This window comes from Streptacidiphilus fuscans, from assembly GCF_015690355.1.
GTDB lineage: Bacteria > Actinomycetota > Actinomycetes > Streptomycetales > Streptomycetaceae > Streptacidiphilus > Streptacidiphilus fuscans.
The window spans coordinates 40,310-65,184 of sequence record NZ_JADPRT010000022.1; the positions used below are offsets into that span (position 1 = coordinate 40,310).

Genomic DNA, 24,875 nt, shown 5'->3' on the forward strand with positions numbered 1-24,875 from the left:
CATTCGCACAGGGTGGTTGCTCGCGCAGTTCCCCGCGCCCCTGAGGAAGGTGCAAGTACCTGCGGGAGTGAAAAGTCAGCGTCCGTCTATTAGCTCGCCGTAGGCCTGGAGCACATCCGGCAACCGCAACGCGGCCAGGTCCTGCCGGGACGGCGGATCAGCCAGGACGGAGAGACGCAAGTCTCGGTACGCGCAGGACTTCTCGTACAGCGTCCGCATGAAGCGGCCGTTGCCGAGGTCGTCGATCCAGCCCTCGCGGACGACGTGGGCGCAGATGGAACGGAGTTCCTCCAGCGCCTCCTCGTCCCAGAAGTCCCCGTCGCCCTCGGCCAGCGTCTCGCCGATCGCGGAGAGTTCGTCCGGCCGGTAGCTGGGGAAGTCGACGCGGGTGGTGAACCGCGAGCTGAGCCCGGGATTCGCTGCCAGCAGGCGGTTCATGCCCTCCGGGTAGCCGGCGAGGATCACCACCAGCCGGTCGCGGTTGTCCTCGGCGCGCTTCAGCAGGACCTGGAGCGCCTCGTCCCCGTACGCGTCGCCCTTGGAGTAGCCGGAGTTGGCCAGGCTGTAGGCCTCGTCGATGAAGAGCACGCCGTCCAGCGCCGAGTCGATCAGCTCGTTCGCCTTGACGGCCGTCTGACCGAGGAACTCGCCGACCAGGTCGGCTCGTTGGGCCTCGACCAGGTGGTCGCCGCTGAGCAGGCCGAGGGCGTAGAAGACCCGGCCGAGGATCCGGGCCACCGTGGTCTTGCCGGTACCCGACGGGCCGGAGAAGACGAAGTGCCGCTTCGGCGGCTGCACCGGGAGGCCTTGGTCGGCGCGGAGGCGGGCCATCCGCAACTGCGCGGACAGCGCCAGCACCTGGCGCTTGACCGGTGCCATGCCGACCATCCGGTCCAGCTCGGCGAGCGCGGCGTCCAGGCGCTGCTGGTCCGGCTGGACGGTCGTGCCGGGGGGCAGCGGCGGCACCGCCGCGGAGTCGGCGCGGTGGCGCGCGCCCAGCGCGGTGGCCCCCGGCATCCGGGGTTCGGCGTCGTCGCTCTCCTCGGGCTCGTCGTCCTCGTCGGCGTCCGCGGCACCCGTGCCCGCCGCGTCGAAGTACGCGGAGTCGGCGGAGTCGGCGGCGCCGTTCGCGCCGTCCACGGCGCCTGAGGCCGCGTCCGCGTCCGCACCGTCGTCGTCCTCGTCTGCGAGAGGGAAGCCGGGCAGCGGGTCGTAGTAGGCGGGGTCGAAGGCCCCTTCGAGGGAGGAGTCCAGCGAAGGGTCCAGCGGGTCGAACGGCGAGGCCGACGCCGTCTCGGGCGGTGAGCCCGCGAAACCGGCGCCGCCGCTCACGTGGCGCGGGCGGTGCAGACCGGGCTCCGGCGGGGACTCCAGCAAGGACGGGTCGACGCCGTCCTCCGCGGTGATCGCGGCAAGGCGGGCGGCGGTGTCCATGAAGCCGGGGTCGACGCGGTGCACCGCACGGTAGAGCGAGAGCGCCGCCGCGCTGCGGCCGACGCCCTCGTAGGCGCGGGCGAGCCAGTAGCGCAACTCCTTGCGCTGCGGCTGCTCGGAACGGCAGCGGGCCAGAGAGGTGGCCAGCGGCAGTTCGGCCTGACCGGCCATGTCCAGCCGCACCCGGGCCATCCCGGCGAAGAGGCCCGCCTCGATCCCGAGCAGCGGATCGTCCAGCAGGCCGTCCGTGTCGCGGATCAACTGCTCCCAGTCCTTGGTCAGGTAGGAGCGGCAGGCGTGCAGGAACCGGACCGCGTGGTCCAGCCCGGGCGGCGGGCAGTCGGCCAAAGCCTGGTCCAGCTCGGGCAGATGGCGGCCGTCCAGCCAGTGCGAGGCGTGCGCGAGCGCCAGGTCGCGCTCGTCCTCCAGCAGTGGCTGCACCCACCAGCCCAGCCAGTACCAGGAACTGAGCGGGCGCCGGTGCCTGCCCCGCTGCTCGCCGAAGCGGTGCCGGTTCCGGTACATGGCGAGCAGCGCGGCGGAGGTGTCCGAACGCAGGGCGTGCAGGCCCAGCCACGCGTCGGCCATGCCCGGGTCAAGGCGGACAGCGGCGCGGAACTCCTCCTCGGCGCGGGTGTACGCGCCGGCGGCATAGGCGTCCATGGCCCGCAGCCAGGCGCGGTCGGCCAGGCTACGGGAACGCCTGTCGCCGTTGTCCTCTGTCCCCACCGCTCTGCCCCCTGCTGTGCCGCGACCCGCCGCCCAGCTGCTGGGCTGGCCCCAGCTACTGGACCGACCCGGGAGGCCTGCAGACGCCGCACTTTGACGGTCCGTGAGCGCGCGGGGCCGAGGCACCGCGCTCATGGGGGCATCGTACCGGCCCGATGCTGATCCGGAAGAGTGCCGTGCGGCCGTATCGGCTGGTGGGAACACGGACAAACGGCGGACACAAGCGGCGCGCGGGGTTCCGGTGGTAACCGACGGTCACGCAGGCCGCACGACGCATGTCGGGCCAAAGGGGCGGATCCGCCGAAAAAAGGACGAGCTGCCGGCCACGGGGGAACGGCCGGCAGCTCGTGTCTCTGGAGCGCGATCACGCTCTGTCGCGCTGATGAGAACGTAGTTGCTGCCAGGCCCGCAGGTCAAGGCCCCACCTGCTGCAGGTCCCTGGTGCAACTCCCTTTGCGGGGTGGCAATTCATTGGCTCGCAGACAACACACCGGGCACACGCAGTCATGATTACGGTGCGTCGCCGATCGGATCCCCGGTCGCCCCGTCCACCAGAAAATTGGCGAAAGGTCTGGTGGGATCGTGCCGAAAGTGTGTCGACTGCTCCACGAACCAGTGCGACCAGAAGTCGGCCTGATCCGGTCCGTCCCGGTCCTCGCCACGCGCGCGGGCGGTGGCGGCGTCGAGTTCCATCCAGACCACCGCGACCAGATACGGCCGCACCGCCCGGCGTCCGCCGCCGACCCCCTCCAGCAGGAGAAACGGAGGGGCGGCGGCCAGTTCACGGGTGGCGGCGAAGCGGCGCAGCGTCCAGTCGTAGACGCGGTGCCGCACCGGCCGCCCGGCGGCGAGCGGCTCCAGCACCTCGTCGCGCAGGCGGTCGGTCCAGTCGAAGAACTGCTCGTGCGTCGCCAGGTCGTCCAGATGCACGACCGGCGCGTCCCCGGGACGTGGCGAGAGCGCGGCCGAGAGCCGGGCGGCGAAGGTCGTCTTCCCGGAACCGGCGAAGCCGTCGACGGCGATCAGCCGGGTCGGGCCGCAGGAGGGCGGCAGCGCCGCCAGCCGCGCCGCGAGTGAGTCCAAGGTGAGCATGATGCTGTGAGGGTATCCAGCCACCCTGCGCCGGTTACGCTCGGCGCATGGCACTGCGCAACGCGATCATGTCCGCGCTGCTCGACGGCGAGGCTTCGGGCTACGACCTGGCCAAGGCCTTCGACGCCTCGGTGGCGAACTTCTGGATGGCCACGCCGCAGCAGCTCTACCGCGAGCTGGACCGGATGGAGGCCGACGGCCTGGTCCAGGCGCGGGTCGTCGAGCAGGAGCGGCGGCCGAACAAGCGGCTCTTCTCGCTCACCGACGCCGGCCGCGCCGCGCTCCACGCCTTCACGGCCGAGGCCCCTCGGCCGTCCGCGATCCGGGACGAACTCCTGGTCCAGGTGCACGCCGTGGACGCGGGCGAGGCGGACGCGGTGCGCGCCGCGCTCCGTGAGCGTGCGGCCTGGGCGGAGGCGAAGATCACGCGCTACGAACGCCTGCGCGCACGGCTGCTGGACGGTCGCGGCGAGGAGGAGTTCCTGGCCGCCGCCGAACCCGTCGGTCCCTACATCACGCTGCTGCGCGGCCTGATGTTCGAGCGGGAGAACCTGCGCTGGTGCGAGCAGGCGCTCGCCGTCCTGGAACGGCGTGCCGTCCCGCCGGACGCGGCGCTCACTCCGCCGACTCCCCGGACGTCACCGACTCCGCCGACGAGCCCAGCGCCTCGGCGGTGATCCGCTCGAACTGCGCGCCCATCGCCGCCGCGAGCGCCTGCGCTCCGGAGAGCGGGCGCACCATCACCGTGAACTCGTCGATCAGGCCGTCCTCGTCGAAGTGCAGGAAGTCGCAGCCGTGCACCTCGCGGCCGTCGACGGTCGCCTTGAAGACGAAGGCGCGGTCGCGGTCGTCGTCGCCGCCGATCTCGCGGACGTAGCGGAAGTCCTGGAAGACCCGGCCCGCTCCGCGCAGGATCGCCGCCGTGAAGGCCTTGCCCGGGTAGGGCTTGAAGACGACCGGGCTGGTGAAGACGACGTCCTCGGCCAGCAGCGCCTCCAGGGCCGCGTGGTCACCGGCCTCGACCGCTGCCCGGAATGGGTGCACCGTGCGCTCCATGGCCACGCTCCGCTTCGTCGCTCTGTTGCTTCGTCGAACTTCGAAGATAGTCAATTAGTTGAGTATCTGCGTCGGCGAGCGTAGTCACCGTGCCGCCGGCTGTCGAGGGTCGCCGCGAACCGGCCGATCGGGGTATGGCCTCCCGAGTTTACCTGACGTACCGTCAGATACCTTTCCTGTCGAGGAGGCCAGCGTGACCCTCCGTCCCGTCCCTCTGGACGAGTACCCCGTGCACCAGGTGCCGCTGTCCATGCGGCACGTCGCCACCGGCGACCGCAACGCCTACGACCGCTGCATCTTCCACGTGTTCGACCACAGCGGCCGCGCCCTCCTCATCGCCGGGCTCGGGGTCTACCCCAACACCGGCGTCATCGACGCCTACGCGACGCTCAAGGTCGGCGACACGCTGCATGCCGTCCGCGCCTCGGACGCGCTGGGCGAGGACCGGATGAAGCTCCAGGTCGGGCCGATCCGGATCGAGGTGGTGGAGCCGCTGCAGACGCTGCGCCTCGTCTGCGAGGGGGACGGCACACCCGACGGCCTTGCCGTCGACCTCACCTGGCAGTCCGAGTTCCCCGCGGTGTGGGAACCGCACCACGTCGGCCGCACCGGTGACCGGCTCACCCTCGAAGGTCGGCGCTTCGTGCAGGCGGGCGGCGCGACCGGCGTGATCCGCGCCGGGGGCGTGGAGTACCGGGTCACGCCGGAGGAGTGGACCGGCACCCGGGACCGCAGCTGGGGCGTCCGACCGATCCCCGGCGAGCAGCCCGGCCGCGCGGCCGAGGAGCAGCGGCCCGAGGGGTTCCACTGGGTCTGGTGCCCGATCCGCTTCCGGGACCGCTTCGTCATGGTGATCCTCCAGGAGGACGCCGACGGCTACCGCACCCTCAACGAGGCACTTCTCGTCCACGCCGACGGGACCGGGCGGGACGCGACCGGCCACGGCGAGGCAAGGCACGACGGGACGCGGCGCGACGAGCAGCTCGGCTGGCCGCACGTCGACATCCGCTACCGCTCCGGCACGCGTGTGCCGGAGGGCGCGGTGCTGCACCTCACCGACTCCGCGCGCAAGCCGGTCGAGATCCGCGCCGAACTCCTCGGCGGTTCCCCGCTCGCCGTCGGCGCCGGCTACCCGCCCGCCGCCGACTGGCAGCACGGCACCTGGCAGGGACGCGGCTGGGTGGACCGCCGCAGCTACGACCTCACCGACCCGAACGACCTCGGCCTCGCCGCGTACGGCGTCACCGACCACGCGGCCCGGTTCACCCTCGACGGGGAGACCGGCCACGGCATCTTCGAACACGGCAGCTTCGGCCGCCACGATCGTGGGGGTACCCCCTAGCCGAAGGCCGGGGGAGGCTTTGCCGACTTCTCCTCCGTCGCACCCTGATCCGTCCGTTCACGAGAGGAGCAGCCGCGCCATGGCCACCCCCAGCGCACCGCGTCCGCGCACCAGCACCCGCGACCCCGAGCAGCTCCGCGTCCGGCTCGCAGCCTGGATCGACGGCTGGCTGCCCGGAGCCTCCGTCACCGATCTGACCGTCCCTCAGTCCAACGGCATGTCCAGCGACACCGTCCTCTTCGATCTGCGGCACGCCGACGGCAGCGTGCAGCCCTGCGTGCTGCGACGCGCCCCGGACCCCGCCGACCCCGCCGGTTTCACCGTATTCCCCGGGTATGACATGGAGCGGCAGTACCGCTGCATGGAACTGGTCGCCGCGCACACCAAGGCCCCGGTGCCACGCCTGCTGCGACTGGAGACCGATCCCGAACCACTGGGCACCGCAGCCATTCTGATGGAACGTGTGGACGGGCGAGTCCCGCCCGATGTCATGCCCTACACCTACAGCGGCAACTGGCTGCACGAGGCGACCGACGCCGAACGCGCCGAGTTGGAGCACGCGAGCGTCGCCCTCCTCGCCGAGCTGCACACGGTCCCGGTGGCCGAAGCAGCCTTCCTGCAGCCGGATCAGGGCGACGGCAGGAGTACCCTACGCAGGCACGTCGACGCCCAACGCGCCTACTACGCCTGGGTGGTGGACGGAAACCCCGCCTCGCCGCTGATCGAGCGCGCCTTCGCCCGGCTGGAGCAGCTCTGGCCGAGCGAGGAGGGCGAGACCGTACTGAGCTGGGGCGACGCACGCATCGGCAACGTGATCTACCAGGGCTTCACCCCGGCGGCGGTGCTGGACTGGGAGATGGCCGACCTGGGCCCGCGGGAGCTGGACCTGGGCTGGTTCGTCTTCCTGCACCGGTTCTTCCAGGACCTGACGGTCGCCTTCGGTCAGCCCGGACTGCCCGGCTTCCTGGACCGCGACCGGGTCACGGCCCAGTACGCCGAGGCCAGCGGCCACACACCGACCGACCTGGAGTTCTACACGCTCTACGCGGCGCTGCGCCACGCGGTGGTGATGCTCAGGATCGGCCACCGGCAGATCCACTTCGGCGAAGCCCAACTGCCGGAGGAGCCCGACCGCCTGATCCTGCACCGCGACGCGCTCGCGGCCATGGTCGAGGGCCGCTACTGGTCCTGACGGACCGTTACTGGCCCTGACGCCGTATCGGGGTCGACCCGGCCCCGCCCACGTGCGAGAACGGCTGCCGACGCCAGTCGAGCTCCGCGGGCAGGGTGAGGAACTCGGCGAGCGAGGGCTCGGAGTCGAACTCCGGGTCCTCGTCGGCGTCGTAGTCCGCGGCGTCCTCCAGCCCGCGGCCCGAGCCCTGGCAGAGGGCGGCCGAGAAGGGGTGCCACGGGTTGCTCACGACGGCGTGCTGCGGGAAGCGCTCCTCGTTGTCCAGCACGGCGATCGGGCGGTGGCAGTCGGGGCAGAGGAACCGGGTGATCTCCCAGGTCTCCGCCTCGCCCGGGTCCATGCCGGGCGTTCTTTCGGAGTCGAGGCGCTCGCCGAGCCCGACAGGCTCGACGACAGCAGGAAGCTGTTCGGCAACAGTCATCTGAACTCCCCCTGGAGCAGGCACGCGGACCTCGGTGGTCGCGACCATAGCGAGCACTTCCCGCGCGCGGCATCCGATAATCCTGGGCGTGGCAGCGTGGTTGTCGTGCGACTGTGGCCTTGCTCACATCTCGCGTCGGATAAGTTGTGCGGGTGGAGGAACTCGACCGACAAATTGTGCAGCTGCTGGTCGCCGACGGGCGGATGAGCTACACAGACCTGGGCAAGGCCACGGGCCTGTCCACCTCGGCGGTGCACCAACGGGTGCGACGTCTCGAACAACGAGGAGTGATCCGCGGATACGCCGCGATCGTCGACCCCGACGCCGTCAACCTGCCGCTCACCGCGTTCATCTCGGTGAAGCCGTTCGACCCGAGCGCGCCCGACGACACCCCGGAGCGGCTGGCCGGCATCGAGGAGATCGAGGCGTGCCACAGCGTGGCGGGCGACGAGAACTACATCCTCAAGGTCCGCGTCACCGCACCGGGTGACCTGGAGGACCTGCTCGCCCGCATCCGCTCCGCGGCAGGCGTCTCGACCCGCACGACGGTCGTGCTGAGCACGCCCTACGAGGCGAGGCCACCCCGGTTCAGATGAGTGCCCCGCGCCCTGAGGTGAGTGCAGCCTTCTCGCTTGCATAACCTTGACCGCATGAGCGCCGCCGCACCCCTCACCGCCCTTGCCGAGACAGCCCCGCGCAGCGTCCTGCTGCGCGGCGGGGACGTCTACAGCCCGGCCGACCCCTTCGCCACCGCCGTCCTGTTGCAGGAGGGGACCGTGGCCTGGGTCGGCGAGGAGGGCGCGGCCGAGAGCTACGCCCGGGACGCCGAGCTGGTCGTCGACCTCCAGGGCGCGCTCGTCACCCCGGCGTTCGTCGACGCGCACGTGCACGCGACCTCCACCGGCCTCGCGCTGACCGGGCTGGACCTCACCGACTGCCCGAGCCTGGCCGAAGCCCTGGACCGCATCCGCGCCTTCGTCGCCACGCGCGACACCCGCGACGGCGTCCTGCTCGGCCACGGCTGGGACGAGACCAAGTGGCCCGAGCACCGCGCGCCGTCCCGCGCAGAGCTGGACGAGGCCGCCGGCGGGGCCGCGATCTACCTCTCCCGCACCGACGTCCACTCCGCCCTCGCCTCGACCGCGCTCCGTGCGCTCGTCGGGCCGGAGTTGGCCGCGCTGCCCGGACACGCCCCCGACGCGCCGCTGAGCCGCGACGCGCACCACGCGGTCCGCCGCGCCGCGCTCGCGCATCTGACGCCCGCTCAGCGGGACGCGGCCCAACGGGCGACCCTCGCGCACGCGGTCACGCTCGGCATCGGCTCCCTGCACGAGTGCGCGGGCCCGGACATCTCCTCCGAGGCGGACCTCTCCGCGCTGCTCGCACTGGCTGCCGGGACGCCCGGTCCGGAGGTCTTCGGCTACTGGGGCGAGCTCGGCGCGGTCGAGACGGCCCGGCGGCTCGGCGCGGTCGGCGCGGGCGGGGACCTGTTCGTCGACGGCGCGCTCGGCTCGCACACCGCCTGTCTGCACGACCACTACACCGACTCCGCCCACACCGGCGCGTCCTACCTCTCCGCCGCGCAGATCGCCGACCACGTCGCCGCCTGCACCGAGGCGGGCCTCCAGGCGGGCTTCCACGCCATCGGGGACGCCGCGCTGACCGCGCTGGTCGACGGCGTCCGCGCGGTGGCCGAGAAGCTCGGCCTGGACCGGGTCCGGTCGATGCGCCACCGGGTCGAGCACGCCGAGCTGCTGACCCCCGCCCACATCGCCGCCTTCGCGGAGCTCGGCCTGACCGCCTCCGTCCAGCCCGCCTTCGACGCGGCCTGGGGCGGCCAGGACGGCATGTACGTCGAGCGGCTCGGCTCTGCGCGCGCGCGGACGATGAACCCCTTCGCGGCGATGCTGCGCGCCGGAGTCCCGCTCGCCTTCGGCTCCGACGCCCCGGTCACCCCGCTGGACCCGTGGGGGACCGTCCGCGCCGCCGCCTTCCACCGCACGCCCGAGCACCGGATCTCCGTGCGAGCCGCGTTCACCGCGCACACCCGCGGCGGCTGGCGCGCCCTCGGACGCGACGACGCCGGCGTGCTGGTCCCCGGTGCGCCCGCGTCGCTGGCGGTCTGGGAGCCGGGCGAGCTGGTCGTCCAGGCGCCGGACCAGCGGGTCGCCAACTGGTCCACCGACCCGCGCAGCGGCGTCCCCGGCCTGCCCGACCTCACGCCCGGCCGCGAGCTGCCGCGCTGCCTGGCCACGCTGGTCGGCGGCCGCGCCGTCCACCTCGCTGCCTGAGCGGCTCCCGCCTGAACCGCCTGAGCCGCGCCCGCCGCCTGACCGGCGCGACGGGCTCCGCCGGGCACCCGTCCGGCGGAGCCCATCATCCTCGCGAGTGGCCCGACACGCCCGGATACCGCCGAACGAAGGGTTGCCCACACGCCGCTCACAGCCCCAGCACACGTGGCTGACCTGCGACGACGCGCCGTCCGCGCAGGTAGAGCGGCGGTTGACAGGCCGCCCCGGCGGGCGAGTAGGTTCGTCGTCGTCCACCCCACCTCACCACCCACGCCAAACCCGGGATCGCCGCTGGCAGGCAGCCAGGTCCAGTGTTGCCGGACCGGGGAGCGTGGGCGGCACCGGGTCCGCGGGCCCAACGCCGACGGGTGCGACCCGGGCTCGGCCCGGACGCTCAGTAGACAACGGCTTCTGGTCGACCCGCAGCCAGCGGATCCCGAGTCGGCCCGAAGAGCGTCCGGGCCGAGCCCGTTTCCGCGCCGTTTCCAGCCCCGTTCCGGGCCCCTTTCCGCGCCTCTTTCCGAACCTGTGCGCTCCCGTCCTCACCTGCGCTTACCGTGAGGATGTACCGTCTTCCCACTGCCATGGATCATCGTGATCACCCGATCGGCTGCGGATAGGCGGCGAGCGTGCCCTTGACTCTGGAAACCGACGACCGCGCGGAGGCCCAGCCCACCGCGCGTCCGTCGCGCCTCGCGCGCGTCCGCGCCGGGTTGCCGCGCACGGGGCTCGCCGCGCTCTGCGGTGCGCTGCTCGCCCTCTCCTTCCCCTCCTTCGGGATCTGGCCGCTGTCGATCGTCGCCGTCACCGGACTGGCGCTGCTGACCTACCGGCGCACGCTCAAGCAGGCCGCGTGGACGGGCATCGTCTTCGGCGGCGTCTTCATGTTCTGGCTGCTGATCTGGATCGACGTCATCGGCTACGACGCGTGGGTGCTGCTGGCGCTCGCCGAGGCCGCGTTCGTGATGCTGATGGCGATGGGCCAGGCGGCCGTCTCCCGGCTGCCCGCATGGCCGCTGTGGACGGCGTGCCTGTGGGTCACCCAGGAGTGGGCCCGCGACCGGGTTCCGCTGGGCGGGCTCCCGTGGGGCCGGCTCGCCTTCGCCAACACCTCGTCACCCTTCACCCCGCTGGCCGCGCTCGGCGGTGCCCCGCTGGTCACCTTCGCCGTCGCGCTGAGCGGCGCGCTGCTGGCCGCCGCGATCCTCGCGCTGCGGGCCCGCGGACGCCGCGCGGGCGTGGCCTGCGCGGCGGGCGCGGTCGCGCTCGGCGTCGTCGGGTACGCGGTCCCGCTGCCGACCGGCGGCGACACCGCCGGTGGCCCGGCCTCGGCCGAGATCGCGCTCATCCAGGGCAACGTGCCGCACGCGGGCATGGACTTCCTCGGCCGTCCGATGCAGGTGCTCGGCAACCACGTCGCCGCCACCGAGGCGCTGATGGCCAAGGTCGGCGAGGGCAAGCTGCCGCAGCCGCAGCTGGTGATCTGGCCGGAGAACTCCTCCGACGTCGACCCGTACGTCACGCCTGAGGCCTACCAGCTGATCGACGGCGCGGCGAAGCAGGCCGGAGTCCCCATCCTGGTCGGCGCCCTGGTGGACGGCCCGGACGCGACGCACGTGATGAACGAGGGCATCGTCTGGGACCCGAAGACGGGCCCCGGCGCGCACTACACCAAGCAGCATCTGGTGCCGTTCGGCGAGTACGTGCCGTTCCGGTCGTTCCTGAGCCAGTACATCTCCGAGCTGAAGCGGGTCGCCGTCGACTTCTCCCCGGGCGACAAGACGGGCGTCCTCCAGGTGGGCCCGGCCAAGATCGGCGACGTGATCTGTTTCGAGGTCGCCTACGACGGCATCGTCCGCGACGCGGTCACCAAGGGCGGACGCGTCATCGTCATCCAGACCAACAACGCGACCTACGAGCACACCGACCAGCCGGACCAGCAGTTCGCGATGTCGCGCCTGCGCGCGGTCGAGCACGGCCGGTCGGTCGTGATCGCCGCGACCAGCGGGATCAGCGCGGTCATCGCCCCGAACGGCTCAGTGATCGAACGCACCCAGCTGGCCACCCAGGCCGAGCTCGAAGCGAACGTCCCTCTGCGGGACGGTCTCACCCTCGCGGACCGCGTCGGAGCGACGCCGGAGTGGGCACTGGCCCTGCTGGGGCTTGCAGCCTGCGGCTTCGCCGTGTGGCAGCGTCGGCGGCAGCCGAAGTAGTTGCAGCACGCTGGGGGCGCGGGCTCCGTGGAACACAGGATTCACCTCGTGCGTTTCCGGTAGGAACCCCTCGTTCGACGAAAGGTCCCGGCCACCGTGCGCGGCTCACGCATCAAGCGGTTCCTCCCTCTGCTCGTCGCGGCCTACGCGCTGCTGGAGCTCTGGATCGTCGTAGAGCTCGCCGGAGTCATCGGGTGGCTCGCCGTGCTCGCGCTGCTGGCCGGCGGGTTCGTGCTGGGCGGGTGGGTGATCAAGCGGGCCGGGTTGCGCGCCCTGCGCGCGACCACGACCGGGCGGATGCCCGACGGCGAGGCCAGGACCGCGGTGACCATCGCCGGAGGCGTCCTGCTGATGGTGCCGGGCTTCCTCTCCGACGTGGTCGGGCTGCTCTGCCTGGTGCCGCCGGTGGCCAAGGCGCTGCAGCGGGTCCCGAGGGCGCTGCTGCGGCGCGGACCGCTGGGTGACGCCGTCCGGTACCAGGAGCAGGTCCAGGAGCAGATGCGGATCCACCAGCCGGACGGCAAGGTCGTCCAGGGCGAGGTGATCCACGACGACGAGCCGAAGTCCGGTCCCTACGACTACGGCCGCCGCGACGACGACGGCCCCTACGGCCAGATCCGCCGCTGACCCGACCGGTCCCCGGAGGACCCCGGACCGGTTACCGGAAAAGGGGAAAAGCACGACGAGGCCCGGGCTCCCCCGAAGGGGAGCCCGGGCCTCGTCGTCAGGTCCGTGCCGCTGTCGCGGCTACGCGGACTTGCGCGCGTCGCGCGGATGCACCGCGAGGTTCATGCCGCCCGAGCGAAGGACCGCCAGGCGCTCGGCGAGCACCTCCTCCAGCTCCTCGCGCGTACGCCGTTCCATCAGCATGTCCCAATGCGTACGGGCCGGCTTGGTCTTCTTCTCCTCCGGCTCCTCGCCGTCGATCAGCAGCGCCTCGCTGCCGCAGAACCGGCATTCCCACACGTGGGGGATCTCGGCCTCCACGGAGAACGGCACCTCGAAGCGGTGTCCGTTCTGGCATGCGTACTCGACGGTCTGGCGGGGCGCCAGATCGATACCGCGGTCGGTCTCGTAGCTGGTCGCCCCGAGTCGCGTGCCGCGGAGAGCTCGCTCACTCATGAATCGTGCCTCCCGGGCTCTTGGCCCACAGGACTGGATGTCGCTGTCTTCGTCGATCCGTACAACGCGCGGCAATCGTCGAAGATTCCCGCGGTAAGCGCGCAAAACGCGCGACCTTCGCCGCACACCCGCACCGCACCTGTTTGTACCCATCGGCGTCCGATTTGTCACATCTGCAGGCAGATATCACCCTCTGTTGGCCCGCAGTTCCCATCCGTCACGAATCCGCAAGGACATCCGCAACGACATCCGTGTGGTGGCCGTCACATCCTCACGAAATTGACGGCACCGGATTGCCGACCGCCTCGATCGCCCGGCGTACCGGAACGCGCAACAACAGCAGGAAACCGATCGCGAAGAAGACGAGCAGCGAGATGATGGCGATCCGATAGCTTCCGGTCAGCTGGTAGGCGAGCCCGAAGACGAGCGGGCCCATCCAGCTCGTGCCGCGGTCGCTGATCTTGTAGAGGCTGAAGTACTCCGCCTCGTGCCCGGCGGGGATCAGGTGGGAGAAGAGCGAGCGCGACAGCGCCTGGCTGCCGCCCAGGACCAGCCCGATGGCGGCGGCGAGGGCGTAGAACCAGACAGGCTGGTGCCCGGGCATCACGTAGCCGAAGGCGAGCGTCACCACCCAGGCGACCAGCGAGCCGAGGATGGTCTTCTTCGCCCCGTACCGCCGCGCGATCCGCCCGAGCAGCAGTGCGCCGCCGATGGCGACGATCTGGACCAGCAGCACGCCCGCGATCAGCGTGGTCTGGCTCATGCCCAGCTCCTGGCTGCCGTAGAGGGAGGCCTGGGAGATGACTGTCTGGATGCCGTCGTTGTAGCAGAGGAACGCGATCAGGAAGAGCAGCGTCAGCGGGTAGCGCCGCATCGAGCGCAGGGTGCCGACCAGTTCGCGCAGGGTGCCCCCGGCGTGCTCGTCGACCGGGCGGGCGACGGGGGCCGTGGCCGGGCGCTGCGGCAGGCGCAGCATCGGGAAGAGGGTGAACGTCGCCCACCACGCGCCCGCCGAGGCCAGGCAGAGCCGGACCGCCGTACCGGACGACAGGCCGAGCGCGCTGTGGCCGAGGAAGAGGCCGAGGTTGACGATCAGCAGCAGCCCGCCGCCCCCGTAACCGAACGCCCAGCCCTTGGACGAGACGGCGTCGCGGTCGTCGGGCGCGGCCAGGCCCGGCAGGAACGAGTTGGCCAGGGCCGCCGAGACGGCGTAGCAGATGTTGGCCACGACCAGCAGGCCACCGCCGAGCAGGTAGTGCGAGCCGCCGAGGAAGAACATCCCGAGCGTCGCGGCGGCGCCCACGTAGGCGAAGGTGCCGAGCAGCGTCTTGTGCCGCCCGGTCCGGTCGGCCGCCGCGCCGGCCAGCAGCATCACGGCGACGGAGATCAACACCGAGAACGAGACGGTGTAGGGGAAGAACGACCCCGCCTTGACGGGGATGGCGAAGGGGTGCACGTCGCCGTGGGCGTCGGCGGCCTTCTTGGCGATGTCGGTGAGGTACGGCCCGAGGAAGACGGTCAGCACGGTGGCCGAGAAGGCCGCGTTGGCCCAGTCGTTCATGTACCAGCCGAACTGGGTGCGTTTCAGGGCGGCGGGGTCGGCTGTCGCCGGAGAGGTGGCGGCAGTGGGAGAAGAGATCAAAACCAGGCTCCGCGCTCGATCAGGACATCGCGAAGGACATCGATGTGATCCGCCATGATGCCATCCACGCCCAGATCGAGAAGATCACGAATGCGTGACGGTTCGTCCACCGTCCAGACGTGCACCTGGAGGCCCATCCGGTGCGCGGTGGTCACGAACGCCCGGTCCACCAGGCGCAGTTCGGTGCCCGGCACGGTCTCCGGCACCTGGACGCAGACCGCCTGCCGCCGGACGGCGCGGGCGATCGGCGCGTGTCCGCCGGTCAGCGAGCGCAGCTTCAGCGCCATTACGCCGCGCGGCCCGGCGGAGGTGGCCAGGCGCGGCCCGGCGACCTGCCGCAGGGCGCGCATCCGCGCGTCGGAGAAGGAGCCGACGCAGACCCGGTCCCAGGCGTTGGTGCGGCGTATCACGTCGACCAGCGGGCGGATCGCTCCCGGGGCCTTGACGTCGATGTTGAAGCGCGTGGTCGGGAAGGCGTCGAGCAGTTCGGCCAGCGTGGGGATCGGCTCCCGCCCCGCGATCCGGGCTGCGGAGACGGTCCGCCACGGCAGTTGGGCCACCGCCCCGGTGCCGTCGGTGACCCGGTCCAGCTGGGTGTCGTGAAAGGCGATCAGGACGTTGTCGGACGTGACGTGGACGTCGGTCTCCAGATAGCGGTACCCGAGTCTGACCGCGCGTTCGAACGCGGCCAGCGAGTTCTCCGGTCCGCCCAGGCTCCCGCCCCGGTGGGCGAAGGCCAGCGGACCGGGGTGGTCGAGGTAGGGGTGGCGGACGAGTCGGCTGGTCAGGCTGCGGGTCACGCGGAGAAGTATGCCCTGTGGCGGCTGTGGCGCGAAGGGACGTGTGTGGCGCCAATTCACGGCAATCGGTTGACTGGCATAGTCCGAAAGGCTGAAATGAATGCCACTGGTCCGCGTCAGGGGGTTGTCGGCCAGGCGTTCCGTCCTGTCGTCGACGCGTATTTCGCATGCCGTTTTTTAGGACGGCTCTGCGCATCGTCTGATCGAAAATGATAGGTAAATGTCAGATCGAGAGCATGAATCCCGGGCGCCGGCGAGTGCGGTCGCCGTCGGGAGTCCGGGCACGTCGGGGGTGTCGGCGCGGCAGCCGGGAGGCGGCCCGACGGCCACGGGGGAAGCGGACGCTATTGTTCCGCCGGTGGTCCCGTCGATGCCACGCGGGGTTCCGCGCGCGAGCGGCGCATGAGTTCCGCTCCGTCGGGCGCGGTGGTGGCGCCCGGGGCACTGGAGAGTGCGATGCGGATTCCCGGTGCGGTGGCCGTGGAATTCGGCGACCTGGTCACCGGTCGCGTGCTCGGTTCCACCGCCCGACCGGCACTGGCCTCGCAATTTCCGCAGCTCTGCGGAAAAGCGGCGGTCGCGCTCGGTGCGGGCTCGTGGGAGGAATTCGCGGAATCCGGCGAACGGCAGACCGTCGAAGAGGTCATCATCACCGGCCGGAGATATTTCTGCATGCTCCAGGCCGTCCGTCCGCCCGGCGGGATCTCGCACGCCTTCATCCAGGTCTCGCTCGACCGCTCGCTGGCCAACCTCGCGATGGCCCGGCTGGACCTGCGCGCGATCGCGGAGTGCCTGCCGGGCGTCGTCGAGCACGAGTGCCGGACCGCCGCCGCGCGGGAGTCGGCGGACGCGGACGCGACGGAGGACTGCCTGCCGCAGGGCGACGTGGTCGAGCCGGAGCTACTGCCCCAGCGACTCCCCGGGCAGCAGCTCCCGGGATCCATGGCCGCCCGTCCGGCGGTGATGGTGGGGGAGCCGCTGCTGCGTCAGATTCTCGCCGCGCTGCACCGCTACCGCTGATCGTCCGTGCTCAGAAGCGGGTGTCGGCCCCCAGCGCCAGGCCCTTCCCGGCCAGGGCCAGGCGGAGCAGGCGCAGGGCCTTCGGCCCGACGCCCGGCAGGTGGCGCAGGGACGCCTCGGGGATGCCGTCCAAATCCTCGAGACAACGGTAGCCGGCCCGGTCGAGCGCCTCGCGGGCCGGGGCGGCGAGGCCGGTGGGGAGCGGGGTCATGCGGGTCCTTCCGGCGGGAGCGGGCGTCGCGGGGAGGTGTCCCCGCAGCGGTTGGTACCCGCTCCCGCCGGTCGGGTCACGCGCCGCCGAGCTCGCGCTCGACCGCCGCGAGTTCCTCCACCGAGCCCTGGACCTTGGGCCCGACGAACCACCTGCGCGCGGACAGCAGCCACCAGCCGCCCGCGAAGCCCAGCACCACCAGTACCGCGATCGGCGCGTAGTTGAAGGTGTCCCGGGTGATCGGGTTGGCGGTCGGCAGCATGAACAGCACGGTGATGATCGCGACCCAGACCACGGCCACCGTCCCCACCGGGCGGCTCCAGCGCCCGAGTTGCCACGGACCCGGCCGGAACGCCGAGCCCAGCCGCAGCCGCAGGAAGGTGGGGATGACGTAGGCGATGTAGAGCCCGATGACCGAGATCGACGTCACCGCCGTGTACGCGGTGTTGTTCCACAGCGCCGGCAGCCCCAGCACGAACGCGCCGCCCGCGGCCAGCCAGACGCCGTTGGTGGGCGTCCTGGTCCGCGGGTTGATCCGGTGCCACAGGGCCGAGCCCGGCAGCGCGCCGTCACGCGAGAAGGCGTAGATCATGCGGGAGTTGGCGGTGACGGAGCTCATCCCGCAGAACAGCTGCGCGCCGATGGCGATGAGCAGCAGCAGCTTGCCGCCGGTCGAGCCGACCGCGTCGATGAAGATCTGCGCGGGTGCGACGTGGGTGGGGGTGTTCATCTCGCCGTTGTAGTCCTGGATGGCGAAGGTGATGCCGATCAGCAGCACCCAGCCCGCGACGAGCGACACCAGGATCGAGATGATGATCCCGCGCGGCCCGGTCCGAGCGGCGTCGCGGGTCTCCTCCGTCATGTGCGCGGAGGCGTCGTACCCGGTGAAGGTGTACTGGGCGAGCAGCAGCCCCAGCGCGGCGACGTAGAGGGAGCTGCCCCAGCCGGTGGTGTTGACGAAGTGTCCGAAGACGAAGCCCGCCGACTCGTGCTTGGACGGCACGATGCCGAGGACCGCGACGATCACCACCACGCCCAGCACGTGCCACCAGACGCTGACGTTGTTGAGCATCGCGACCAGCCGCACGCCGAAGGTGTTGAGCGCGCCGTGGAGCAGCAGGATCAGCCCGAAGATGATCACGGTGTGGGCCTGCGTCGCCGAGAACCAACCCTGCAGGTCCAGCAGCGCGTTGATGAACTGCGCCGCGCCGAAGTCGATCCCGGCGGTCACGGCGACCTGGCCGAGGAAGTTGAACCAGCCCGTGAACCAGGAGAACAGCGGGCCGTTGCGCGGGGAGAGCTTGGCCGCCCAGTAGTAGAGGCCGCCCGCCGTCGGATAGCTGGAACAGACCTCGGCCATGGCCAGGCCGACCAGCAGCGTCATCAGGCCGACCACCGGCCAGCCCCAGACGATGACGGCCGGGCCGCCGGTGCCCATGCCCGTCCCGTAGAGCGTCAGGCAGCCGGACAGGATGGAGATGATGGTGAAGGAGACAGCGAAATTGGAGAAGCCCGACATGGTGCGGGCCAACTCCTGTGCATAGCCGAGCTCGTGGAGGCGTTGCTCGTCACTGGTCGATCCCGGAGCGGTTGCGTCCGGGGCGAGGGCTGAGGGCTCTGGGGACGACATGCGCACCTCTGGTGTGTGGGTGCGGACCGCTCAATGGTATGAAGGCAGTCCATTGGCGCACCATTGAGCACTGGTTCCGGTGGTGCCGTCAAGGGGTCGTCAGGAATGCGGACACGACGACGCCCCCTGCCTGTTCGGACAGGGGGCGTGCGGTCGGCTTGCGCGGCGACGGTTCCCGAAGCAACGGTTCAGCAAGCAAGGGCTCAGCAAGGAAGGGCTCAGGAGAAGCGGGGGGCCTCGGTCGGCAGCGGGGGCAGCGTCGGCATCGGCGGGAGGTCCGGCGGCAGTTCGACCGGGGGCAGGTCGACGGGGGCCATGTCCCTGGAGTGGCTGTTGGAGCGGTCCTTGCTCAACAGGTCCTTGCCGAGCAGGTCCGTGCCGAGGTTCAGCTCCGTCGTCGTCTCGGTGCGGGTGTCCGCGTGGGGGAGCAGGGCGATGACCGCGTCGCGCTGGTCGGTCGGCGCGTCCTCGTCCAGCGGGTCGGGCGTCGCCGGGACCTGGAGCCGGATCGGTGCGGAGTTGCCGAGCCGGGCGTAGCCGCGGCCGGGCGGGGTGTGGCTGGACGGGGTGATGTCCAGCGGCGCGCCCAGCGCCTCCAGCGCCGTCTCCTGGCCGATCGGACCGAGCACGACCCGTGCCCGGCACGCGGTCCTGACCCCGGGCCGGATCCGGTCCAGCGCCTCCAGTCGGTCGACGACCACCACCGTCACGTGCGCGGTGCGGCCGTGACGCAGTGGCACCTCCAGCAGCTCCTGCGGGTCGGTGCGTCCCTCCGCCTGGGCCAGCTCGGTCAGCTCCGAGGGGTGGTCGAGCAGCAGCCAGAGCGGACGCAGGGTGTCCGCGGGTGGGACGCCGCCGGAGCGCTTGGCCAGGTTGTGCGCGTCGAGACGGCGCTGCGTCTCGTTGGCCGCCCACTCCAGCGCGGCGAGCGCGCCGTGCAGGCTGGTCTCCACCGTGTGCACGCCCGGACGGCCCACCAGGCAGGCGTGTTCCCCAGTGCCCGCGCCGTCGATGACGGCGATGTCGCCGTACTGCAGCGCCTGGAGCGCGAGCGAGCGCAGCAGCGTCGAGGTGCCGTAGCCGTGCGCGCCCAGAGCCAGCAGGTGCGGCTCGGCGGAGCGCGGACCGGTGCGCCAGAGCACCGGCGGCTGGTGCGCCTGACCGCCGGCCTGACGGACCGGGATCATCCGGTTGGTACTGGTGGTGTCGGTGAACCCCAGCACCAGTTCGCCTGCGGCGGTGACGAAGGTCTGTGCGGCGATGTCACCCGGCAGCGGCGGCAGCGCGCTGACCTGGAGGCGGTTGACCTCCTGGTCCCAGGTGAACCGGTACTCGCGGCTGCGGCCGACCTTGCCGTGGATCACCTGCTCGATCCGGGCCCGCGAGTGGGGCTCGGTGTCGGTGAAGTAGGCGGGGTAGCGCAGGTCCAGCGAGGTCAGCCGGCCCTCCTCGTCGAACTCCCAGCCGGTGAACGCGTCCTTGAAGTCGCCGCCGTGCGCGTAGAGCGGGCTCGGGTCCGACTCGTGGACCAGATACGGCGTCAGCGCGGTGTACACGGCGGCGAGTTTGAGCTGGCTGGTGTCGGGCGCGGGCGGCGCGGGCTCGGTGCGCGAACGTCCCGCCCAGGCGGCGCTGCCCATCAGGGCGAGCAGGGCCAGCAGCGGGCCGTAGGGCAGCAGGGCCACGGCGGCCACGACGGCCACCACCAGGAAGAGCGCGGGCCCGCGCTTGTCCTTGGGGGTGTTCGCCCACCAGTTCTTCGTCCACTGTGCGTGGGCGCGCAGACCACGGCCGATGGTGATCAGCGGGCCGAACATGTCGGCCGCGTGGTCACTCGCGGTACGTGCCAGGTCGCGCCCTCGGGTCAGGTGCTCGGTGAAGGTCATCGATGTGCTCCGGGGCAGGTTCGGGGGCGTCAGAACTTGATGCCGCCGAGCAGGCTGGCGAGGCTCGCGCCACCGGCCTTGATGCTGGGGGCGATCGCGGTTCCGGCGAGATAGAAACCGAACAGCGCGCAGACCAGAGCATGGGAGAGCTTCAGGCCGTCCTTGCGGAAGAACAGGAACACGATGATTCCCAGCAGGACGACTCCGGAGACGGAGAGGATCACGAGGGTCTCCTCGTAGTAGGGACAGCGGGCTGTGGTGGGCCTGGTGGGACAGGCCTTCCTTACTTACTCGTCACGCAATGTTGAACCATCGTGACAAAAAGTAATAACCAATGAATAGCAGCAAATGGGTGGTTTTGCCGGGTGCGCACCCGCCTCGCCCGTGATCGTGTCTCCGATGGCCCGCCACCACGCGGCGGCGCGCGGGTGATTCGCCCGGATGGCTGACACCCGGTCGGGGACGGGTGTCGCACCCGTCAGGGCGACCTGAGGGACCGTCCGGGGAGCTGTCCGGGGACCTGTCCGGGGAGTGGAACGCTGCCGCGTCACCCTTCGTGCGGGTGGCCCGACGGCGTACGCTCGCGCTCGCCGACCCCAGTCGGGTCGGCGCGGCCGTCGAGAAAGCGAACGAAGACACCTATGACTGATCAGAACGACGCCACGGGCGGCGCCGACGCCGTCGACCCCGAGGTCGCCGCGCTCGCGGGCAAGGTCTTCGACCTCGCCCGCGCGGGCGACGCCGCCGGGCTCGCCGCCTATATCGACGCGGGCGTTCCGGCGAACCTGACCAACGAGAAGGGCGACACGCTGCTCATGCTGGCCGCGTACCACGGCCACGCCGAGGCCGTCCGCACCCTCGTCGAACGCGGCGCGGACGCCGACCGCCCCAACGACCGGGGTCAGACCCCGCTGGCGGGCGCGGTCTTCAAGGGCTCTGCCGACGTGATCACCGCCCTCCTCGCCGCCGGCGCCGACCCCGACGCGGGCCAGCCCTCGGCCCGCCAGACGGCCCAGATGTTCGGCCGCACGGAGCTGCTCGGGCAGTAGCCCGGCCTTGGTCCCATGCCTCCGCCGTCGGCCGGGTCTTCCCGCCGGCGGCGGAGGCGCGTCCGGGGGTGGCTGCGGACGTGGCTCCGGGCGCCCGTCCGGAAGGGCGCGGGCGCTGCGTAGACTCGAAGGCTGCCGTCGCCGCTGCCGTCGCAGGTCAGGCCGGTGGCGGAGGCGTTCGGAAGAGCAGATCGGTCAGAGCGGAGGCGGAGCACGCGTGGAGCGGATACGAGTCGTCGGGTACGGGCACCCGGACGCGCAGCTGTTGATGGCCGAGGTCCAGCAGGAGTACGTGCGGCGCTACGGCGGCCCCGACGAGACGGACCTCGTCGAGGACGATTTCGCGCCGCCGCTGGGGGCCTTCGCCGTGCTCTACGACCTGGACGGGTCGCCGGTGGGGACCGGCGCGTGGCGGGCGCAGGAGTCAGGCGAGATCGGCCTGGCCGACGGGGACGCCGAGATCAAGCGGATGTACACGCGTGCCGCCGCGCGCGGACGCGGCCTGGCCCGGCGGATGCTCCGGTTCCTGGAGGAGGACGCCCGGCGGGCGGGACGCCGCCGGATGATCCTGGAGACCGGTGACCAGCAGCCGGAGGCCCTGGCGCTGTACAAGTCCGAGGGCTACGAGCCAGTCCCGAAGTTCGGCTTCTACCGCGAGTACGACTCCTCGATCTGCCTGGGCAAGGCCCTGGCCTGAGGCCTCCGGGAGCGCTGCGGTGACGTCGCGCGCCGGTCAGTTCGCGCCTCGCCCAGGTCGCGCGCCGCACCGCTCCCACGGGTGGGCTAACCAGGAGGGGCCGGGCCAGGGGTTTCGGCGAAGACTGGTGCTGGACGAACTGGACGAACGCTCCCTCGCCGGAAGGACTTCCTCATGCCGTGCCTGCCTCGCAAGGATCTGGGACTGCTGGTGCTGCGCGTCGGGACCGGCGGCGTGCTCTTCGCGCACGGCGCCCAGAAGCTGTTCGGGTGGTTCGGCGGCGCCGGTCTGGACCGGACCGCGCAGGCGATGGAGGCGATGGGCTTCCACCCCGGCCGCCAGAGCGCGCTCGCGGCCGGGCTCGGTGAGGCCGGTGGCGGGGTGCTGCTGGCCCTCGGCGTGGCCACTCCGGCCGCCGGTGCGGCTGCGGCGGGTGCCATGGCGGGCGCGGTCGCGGTGCACCGGCCCGCCGGTTTCTTCGCCCAGTCGGGCGGCTACGAGTACCCGGCCTACCTCGGGTATGTGGCGGCGGGCCTCGGTCTCGCCGGGCCGGGAGTCTTCTCGTTCGACCACATCAGCGGCAACTGCCTGAACCGTCCGGGCATGGTCGTGCTGGCCTTCGGCGCTGCGGCCGCAGCCGCCGCTGCCGTCGTCAGCAAGCGCGAGGCGGCGGTCGCCGCGGCGCAGCTGGCCAAGGACGAGGCGGAGCGGGGCCAGGGGCGGCAGGAGCCGGACGGCACGGCGGGCTCCGCCTGATACCGACCCGTCGTTGGCAACGAAGCTACTGGCGAGTAATATCCGGTCCATGACCAACGCCATGCCGTCGATCGCCGAACTGCTCCCCCAGACCGTTCCCATGGTCCGGACCCTCAACCTCACCTTCGACGAGTGCACCGCGACCCGCGCGGTGCTGCGCCTGCCCGATCAGGCCGAGTTCCACAACCACGTCGGCGGCCCGCACGCCGGCGCGATGTTCACCCTCGCCGAGTCGGCGAGCGGCGCGATCGTCCTGTCCGCCTTCGGTGACCAGCTGACGCGCGCCGTGCCGCTCGCGGTCGACGCGAAGATCGCCTACCGCAAGCTCGCCATGGGCGAGGTCACCGCGACCGCCGAGCTCGGCCGTCCCGCCGCCGACGTCGTCGCCGAGCTGGACGCCGGGCAGCGTCCCGAGTTCCCGGTCGAGGTGACCATCCGACGCGCCGACGGCGCAATCACCGGTGAGATGACCATCACGTGGACCCTGCGCCCCAATCGCTGACGCCCTGACCGCTGACCCACAGTCAGGGACGCGGCGGCGCCTGGTGGTCGACTGTCGTCGAACACGCCTCGTTGATGGACGGTGACCATCCGTCACTGTCCGGATCGGGGCCGATCGGCTTCGACCACGTGGAGATCCTGTGACCCGCCCAGCACGGTTCGCGCGCGCGTGGATATGATCTGCCAGCGCACTATCCGGGGCGGGGACGGTCCACCAACAGCTCGTCGCCTTGGCGTGCCGAGACAAGGCCCCTTTGGGGGCCTACTTCGACGCAGACCATCGCGGGAGGGCGAGCGGGCGTGTCAGCACCCATAGTCGATGCCGTCGCGCCGCCGGATGCGCGCGTGGTGTCACCCAGATCAGGAGAGCAGTCGGCGACGCGGGACGGCGTCGCCGACAGCCGGAGCGGTTCCGACGGCTCGGGAGGCTCCGGCAGTACCGGGGCCGCCGAGGCCACAGCGACACCCTGGGGGGCCATAAGCCTCTCCGTCGCGGGTGTCCTGCTGATGGCCTTCGTGGCCTTCGCCGCCCCCAACGACCACACCCTCGACATCGCCGTCAGCTCGCTACGGCTGCCGAAGCTGCCCGGTCCCGCCTCGACCTACCTGACCTGTGCGGCCATAGCTGCTCAGGGCGCGGGGCTGATACGGATGCTGGCCGCCAACAGGCGCGGCTGGTCGCCGTCGCCGAAGCGGCTGGTGGGGCTGGGCGCGTTCGGCGCGCTGCTCCTCGCCGTCGGGACCCCGGTCGGTTCGGCCGACACCGCCAGTTACGCGGCGTACGGGCGGATCGCGTCCCTCGGGCTGGACCCCTACCGCACGCTGCCGGGTGAGCTCGGCGGCTCGTACGCGCACCTGGTCGGCAACAACTGGCTCTTCACGCCGTCCGTCTACGGACCGCTCGCCACGTTCGTCCAGCAGCTGGCCGCCGACATCGGCGGCAGCCGCCTCACGCTCACCATCACCGTGCTGATGCTCGCCAACGCGGCGGCCTATGTGCTGACCGGGCTGGTCCTGGTCCGGATGGCGCGCGACCGCAGCCGGGCGGCGCTGCTCTGGGCGGCCAACCCGCTGCTGCTGTGCCTGCTCGTCGGCGGCGGACACCTGGACACCTACATCGCCCTGTTCAGCGCCTGCGCCGCGTACGCCGCGCTGCGGGTGCGCGAGTCGCCGGCCAGCCACGAGATGGTGGTCGGCGCGCTCCTCGGCATGGCCTGCGGCGTCAAGATCAGCGCCGCACTGGTCGCCGTCGGCCTCTCCTGGCCGCTGCTGCGCGAGCGCGAGTGGAAGCGGCTGATCGTCCGCACGGTCAGCTGCCTGGTGCCGCTGGCGGTGATGTACGTACCGATCGGCATCCACGGGCTGGACCCGCTCTCCCAGGCCTCACAGCTCGTCTCGTCCCCGTCGGTCTGGGCGCTGGTCGACCTGCTCGGCCGCGTGACCGTGGGCCAGGGCGTCACCGAGGCCGTCATCACCCTGGCCTGGCCGGTGGCCATGCTGGCGATGGGCTGGATCTTCTACCGCCGCACGGTCGGCCACCCGGCCGAGCTCGGCCTGGAACAGCCGCGCGGCGCCTACGCGCTGGCCCTGGGCTGGCTGCTGGCCGCGCCCTGGTGCATGCCCTGGTACGCCGCGCTGGTCTGGCCCCTGGCCGCGGTCCTGCCGTCGCGCCGCCGCGCGGACCTGCTGCTGACGTGGTTCACCCTGGGGCTGGCCCTCTTCCACAACACCGGCGGGCACGGCTGGAGCTGGTGAGCCGGGCGACTCCGCCGTGGCAGGGGTGCCCGGTGG

The 24,875-nt window shown here is 71.7% G+C and carries 24 protein-coding genes; 13 read left to right on the forward strand and 11 right to left on the reverse strand.

The window, feature by feature from the left end:
* Positions 1–75: 75 nt before the first annotated feature.
* Together I2501_RS35715 and I2501_RS35720 are read right to left on the reverse strand one after the other, a co-directional pair.
* Entirely contained in the window at positions 76–2,097 is a 2,022-nt protein-coding gene (locus I2501_RS35715; protein WP_196194161.1) for an AAA family ATPase, read from the reverse strand.
* Positions 2,098–2,673: 576 nt separating this feature from the next.
* Positions 2,674–3,255, reverse strand: coding sequence for a uridine kinase family protein (locus tag I2501_RS35720; protein ID WP_196194056.1), 582 nt, complete (start codon positions 3,253–3,255; stop codon positions 2,674–2,676).
* Positions 3,256–3,302: 47 nt separating this feature from the next.
* On the opposite strand from I2501_RS35720, the gene I2501_RS35725 reads away from it, so the two are divergent.
* Positions 3,303–3,932 carry a PadR family transcriptional regulator gene (locus I2501_RS35725; protein WP_196194057.1) on the forward strand — a complete coding sequence of 210 codons (630 nt, stop codon included), beginning with the start codon at positions 3,303–3,305 and terminating at the stop codon, positions 3,930–3,932.
* Here I2501_RS35725 and I2501_RS35730 read toward each other — a convergent pair.
* The gene (locus tag I2501_RS35730) at positions 3,871–4,299 is read right to left on the reverse strand and encodes a nuclear transport factor 2 family protein (RefSeq protein WP_196194162.1); all 429 of its coding nucleotides are present in this window, start codon (positions 4,297–4,299) and stop codon (positions 3,871–3,873) included. The two genes, I2501_RS35725 and I2501_RS35730, sit on opposite strands and share 62 nt — an antisense overlap.
* 262 nt (positions 4,300–4,561) lie before the next feature.
* Here I2501_RS35730 and I2501_RS35735 point away from each other — a divergent pair, with 262 nt between their 5' ends.
* Both I2501_RS35735 and I2501_RS35740 read left to right on the forward strand, forming a co-directional pair.
* Positions 4,562–5,653, forward strand: coding sequence for a hypothetical protein (locus I2501_RS35735; protein ID WP_215909608.1), 1,092 nt, complete (start codon positions 4,562–4,564; stop codon positions 5,651–5,653).
* Between the two features lie 79 nt (positions 5,654–5,732).
* The gene (locus tag I2501_RS35740; RefSeq protein ID WP_196194059.1) at positions 5,733–6,845 is read left to right on the forward strand and encodes a phosphotransferase family protein; all 1,113 of its coding nucleotides are present in this window, start codon (positions 5,733–5,735) and stop codon (positions 6,843–6,845) included.
* 7 nt (positions 6,846–6,852) lie between these two features.
* On the opposite strand, the gene I2501_RS35745 is transcribed toward I2501_RS35740, so the two are convergent.
* Positions 6,853–7,266: a hypothetical protein gene (locus I2501_RS35745; RefSeq protein ID WP_236046163.1), complete on the reverse strand. Its 414-nt coding sequence runs from the start codon at positions 7,264–7,266 to the stop codon at positions 6,853–6,855.
* A 152-nt stretch (positions 7,267–7,418) separates the two neighbouring features.
* On the opposite strand from I2501_RS35745, the gene I2501_RS35750 reads away from it, so the two are divergent.
* The 4 genes from I2501_RS35750 to I2501_RS35765 all read left to right on the forward strand — a co-directional run bounded on the left by I2501_RS35750 (position 7,419) and on the right by I2501_RS35765 (position 12,397).
* Positions 7,419–7,862: an Lrp/AsnC family transcriptional regulator gene (locus I2501_RS35750; RefSeq protein ID WP_196194060.1), complete on the forward strand. Its 444-nt coding sequence runs from the start codon at positions 7,419–7,421 to the stop codon at positions 7,860–7,862.
* Between the two features lie 54 nt (positions 7,863–7,916).
* A complete protein-coding gene (locus I2501_RS35755) occupies positions 7,917–9,557 on the forward strand; it encodes an amidohydrolase (RefSeq protein ID WP_196194061.1) in 1,641 nt (546 codons plus the stop codon).
* A 629-nt stretch (positions 9,558–10,186) separates the two neighbouring features.
* The gene (gene lnt / locus I2501_RS35760; RefSeq protein WP_328806341.1) at positions 10,187–11,770 is read left to right on the forward strand and encodes an apolipoprotein N-acyltransferase; all 1,584 of its coding nucleotides are present in this window, start codon (positions 10,187–10,189) and stop codon (positions 11,768–11,770) included.
* A gap of 96 nt (positions 11,771–11,866) precedes the next feature.
* The gene (locus tag I2501_RS35765) at positions 11,867–12,397 is read left to right on the forward strand and encodes an FxsA family protein (RefSeq protein ID WP_196194062.1); all 531 of its coding nucleotides are present in this window, start codon (positions 11,867–11,869) and stop codon (positions 12,395–12,397) included.
* Positions 12,398–12,517: 120 nt separating this feature from the next.
* Here the strand turns inward: I2501_RS35765 and I2501_RS35770 are convergent, their stop codons facing one another.
* The 3 genes from I2501_RS35770 to I2501_RS35780 form a co-directional block, all read right to left on the reverse strand.
* Complete coding sequence (locus I2501_RS35770; RefSeq protein WP_196194063.1) at positions 12,518–12,892, reverse strand: RNA polymerase-binding protein RbpA; 375 nt, start codon at positions 12,890–12,892, stop codon at positions 12,518–12,520.
* Between the two features lie 271 nt (positions 12,893–13,163).
* A complete protein-coding gene (locus I2501_RS35775) occupies positions 13,164–14,453 on the reverse strand; it encodes an MFS transporter (protein WP_196194165.1) in 1,290 nt (429 codons plus the stop codon).
* Positions 14,454–14,530: 77 nt separating this feature from the next.
* Positions 14,531–15,334 (reverse strand): glycerophosphodiester phosphodiesterase, encoded by an 804-nt coding sequence (locus I2501_RS35780; protein WP_328806342.1) that lies wholly within the window; start codon positions 15,332–15,334, stop codon positions 14,531–14,533.
* 402 nt (positions 15,335–15,736) lie between these two features.
* Here I2501_RS35780 and I2501_RS35785 point away from each other — a divergent pair, with 402 nt between their 5' ends.
* Positions 15,737–16,354: a hypothetical protein gene (locus I2501_RS35785; RefSeq protein WP_196194064.1), complete on the forward strand. Its 618-nt coding sequence runs from the start codon at positions 15,737–15,739 to the stop codon at positions 16,352–16,354.
* Between the two features lie 10 nt (positions 16,355–16,364).
* Here I2501_RS35785 and I2501_RS35790 read toward each other — a convergent pair whose 3' ends face one another.
* The 4 genes from I2501_RS35790 to I2501_RS35805 all read right to left on the reverse strand — a co-directional run bounded on the left by I2501_RS35790 (position 16,365) and on the right by I2501_RS35805 (position 20,305).
* Positions 16,365–16,565 (reverse strand): DNA-binding protein, encoded by a 201-nt coding sequence (locus tag I2501_RS35790; protein ID WP_196194065.1) that lies wholly within the window; start codon positions 16,563–16,565, stop codon positions 16,365–16,367.
* A gap of 76 nt (positions 16,566–16,641) precedes the next feature.
* Complete coding sequence (locus I2501_RS35795; protein ID WP_236046167.1) at positions 16,642–18,195, reverse strand: amino acid permease; 1,554 nt, start codon at positions 18,193–18,195, stop codon at positions 16,642–16,644.
* Positions 18,196–18,413: 218 nt separating this feature from the next.
* Positions 18,414–20,081, reverse strand: coding sequence for a hypothetical protein (locus I2501_RS35800; protein WP_196194066.1), 1,668 nt, complete (start codon positions 20,079–20,081; stop codon positions 18,414–18,416).
* A gap of 29 nt (positions 20,082–20,110) precedes the next feature.
* Entirely contained in the window at positions 20,111–20,305 is a 195-nt protein-coding gene (locus I2501_RS35805) for a hypothetical protein (RefSeq protein ID WP_037606139.1), read from the reverse strand.
* 417 nt (positions 20,306–20,722) lie between these two features.
* Here I2501_RS35805 and I2501_RS35810 point away from each other — a divergent pair, with 417 nt between their 5' ends.
* The 5 genes from I2501_RS35810 to I2501_RS35830 all read left to right on the forward strand — a co-directional run bounded on the left by I2501_RS35810 (position 20,723) and on the right by I2501_RS35830 (position 24,839).
* Positions 20,723–21,130 carry an ankyrin repeat domain-containing protein gene (locus I2501_RS35810; RefSeq protein WP_196194067.1) on the forward strand — a complete coding sequence of 136 codons (408 nt, stop codon included), beginning with the start codon at positions 20,723–20,725 and terminating at the stop codon, positions 21,128–21,130.
* 268 nt (positions 21,131–21,398) lie between these two features.
* Positions 21,399–21,827 carry a GNAT family N-acetyltransferase gene (locus I2501_RS35815; protein ID WP_196194168.1) on the forward strand — a complete coding sequence of 143 codons (429 nt, stop codon included), beginning with the start codon at positions 21,399–21,401 and terminating at the stop codon, positions 21,825–21,827.
* Between the two features lie 174 nt (positions 21,828–22,001).
* Entirely contained in the window at positions 22,002–22,583 is a 582-nt protein-coding gene (locus I2501_RS35820) for a DoxX family protein (RefSeq protein ID WP_196194068.1), read from the forward strand.
* 49 nt (positions 22,584–22,632) lie between these two features.
* Positions 22,633–23,085, forward strand: a complete 453-nt coding sequence (locus I2501_RS35825) for a DUF4442 domain-containing protein (RefSeq protein ID WP_236046168.1) — start codon at positions 22,633–22,635, stop codon at positions 23,083–23,085.
* A gap of 299 nt (positions 23,086–23,384) precedes the next feature.
* Positions 23,385–24,839 carry a hypothetical protein gene (locus I2501_RS35830; RefSeq protein WP_196194069.1) on the forward strand — a complete coding sequence of 485 codons (1,455 nt, stop codon included), beginning with the start codon at positions 23,385–23,387 and terminating at the stop codon, positions 24,837–24,839.
* The last annotated feature ends 36 nt before the right edge of the window (positions 24,840–24,875 follow it).

What these genes read in the sequence shown, in the direction of transcription:
- I2501_RS35715 (WP_196194161.1), bottom strand. Translation starts at nt 2,097, where the DNA reads ATGGACGCCTATGCCGCCGGCGCGTACACCCGCGCCGAGGAGGAGTTC.
- I2501_RS35720 (WP_196194056.1), bottom strand. Translation starts at nt 3,255, where the DNA reads ATGCTCACCTTGGACTCACTCGCGGCGCGGCTGGCGGCGCTGCCGCCC.
- I2501_RS35725 (WP_196194057.1), top strand. Translation starts at nt 3,303, where the DNA reads ATGGCACTGCGCAACGCGATCATGTCCGCGCTGCTCGACGGCGAGGCT.
- I2501_RS35735 (WP_215909608.1), top strand. Translation starts at nt 4,562, where the DNA reads ATGCGGCACGTCGCCACCGGCGACCGCAACGCCTACGACCGCTGCATC.
- I2501_RS35740 (WP_196194059.1), top strand. Translation starts at nt 5,733, where the DNA reads ATGGCCACCCCCAGCGCACCGCGTCCGCGCACCAGCACCCGCGACCCC.
- I2501_RS35745 (WP_236046163.1), bottom strand. Translation starts at nt 7,266, where the DNA reads ATGACTGTTGCCGAACAGCTTCCTGCTGTCGTCGAGCCTGTCGGGCTC.
- I2501_RS35755 (WP_196194061.1), top strand. Translation starts at nt 7,917, where the DNA reads ATGAGCGCCGCCGCACCCCTCACCGCCCTTGCCGAGACAGCCCCGCGC.
- I2501_RS35770 (WP_196194063.1), bottom strand. Translation starts at nt 12,892, where the DNA reads ATGAGTGAGCGAGCTCTCCGCGGCACGCGACTCGGGGCGACCAGCTAC.
- I2501_RS35775 (WP_196194165.1), bottom strand. Translation starts at nt 14,453, where the DNA reads ATGAACGACTGGGCCAACGCGGCCTTCTCGGCCACCGTGCTGACCGTC.
- I2501_RS35785 (WP_196194064.1), top strand. Translation starts at nt 15,737, where the DNA reads ATGAGTTCCGCTCCGTCGGGCGCGGTGGTGGCGCCCGGGGCACTGGAG.
- I2501_RS35790 (WP_196194065.1), bottom strand. Translation starts at nt 16,565, where the DNA reads ATGACCCCGCTCCCCACCGGCCTCGCCGCCCCGGCCCGCGAGGCGCTC.
- I2501_RS35795 (WP_236046167.1), bottom strand. Translation starts at nt 18,195, where the DNA reads ATGTCGTCCCCAGAGCCCTCAGCCCTCGCCCCGGACGCAACCGCTCCG.
- I2501_RS35800 (WP_196194066.1), bottom strand. Translation starts at nt 20,081, where the DNA reads ATGACCTTCACCGAGCACCTGACCCGAGGGCGCGACCTGGCACGTACC.
- I2501_RS35810 (WP_196194067.1), top strand. Translation starts at nt 20,723, where the DNA reads ATGACTGATCAGAACGACGCCACGGGCGGCGCCGACGCCGTCGACCCC.
- I2501_RS35815 (WP_196194168.1), top strand. Translation starts at nt 21,399, where the DNA reads ATGGCCGAGGTCCAGCAGGAGTACGTGCGGCGCTACGGCGGCCCCGAC.
- I2501_RS35820 (WP_196194068.1), top strand. Translation starts at nt 22,002, where the DNA reads ATGCCGTGCCTGCCTCGCAAGGATCTGGGACTGCTGGTGCTGCGCGTC.
- I2501_RS35825 (WP_236046168.1), top strand. Translation starts at nt 22,633, where the DNA reads ATGACCAACGCCATGCCGTCGATCGCCGAACTGCTCCCCCAGACCGTT.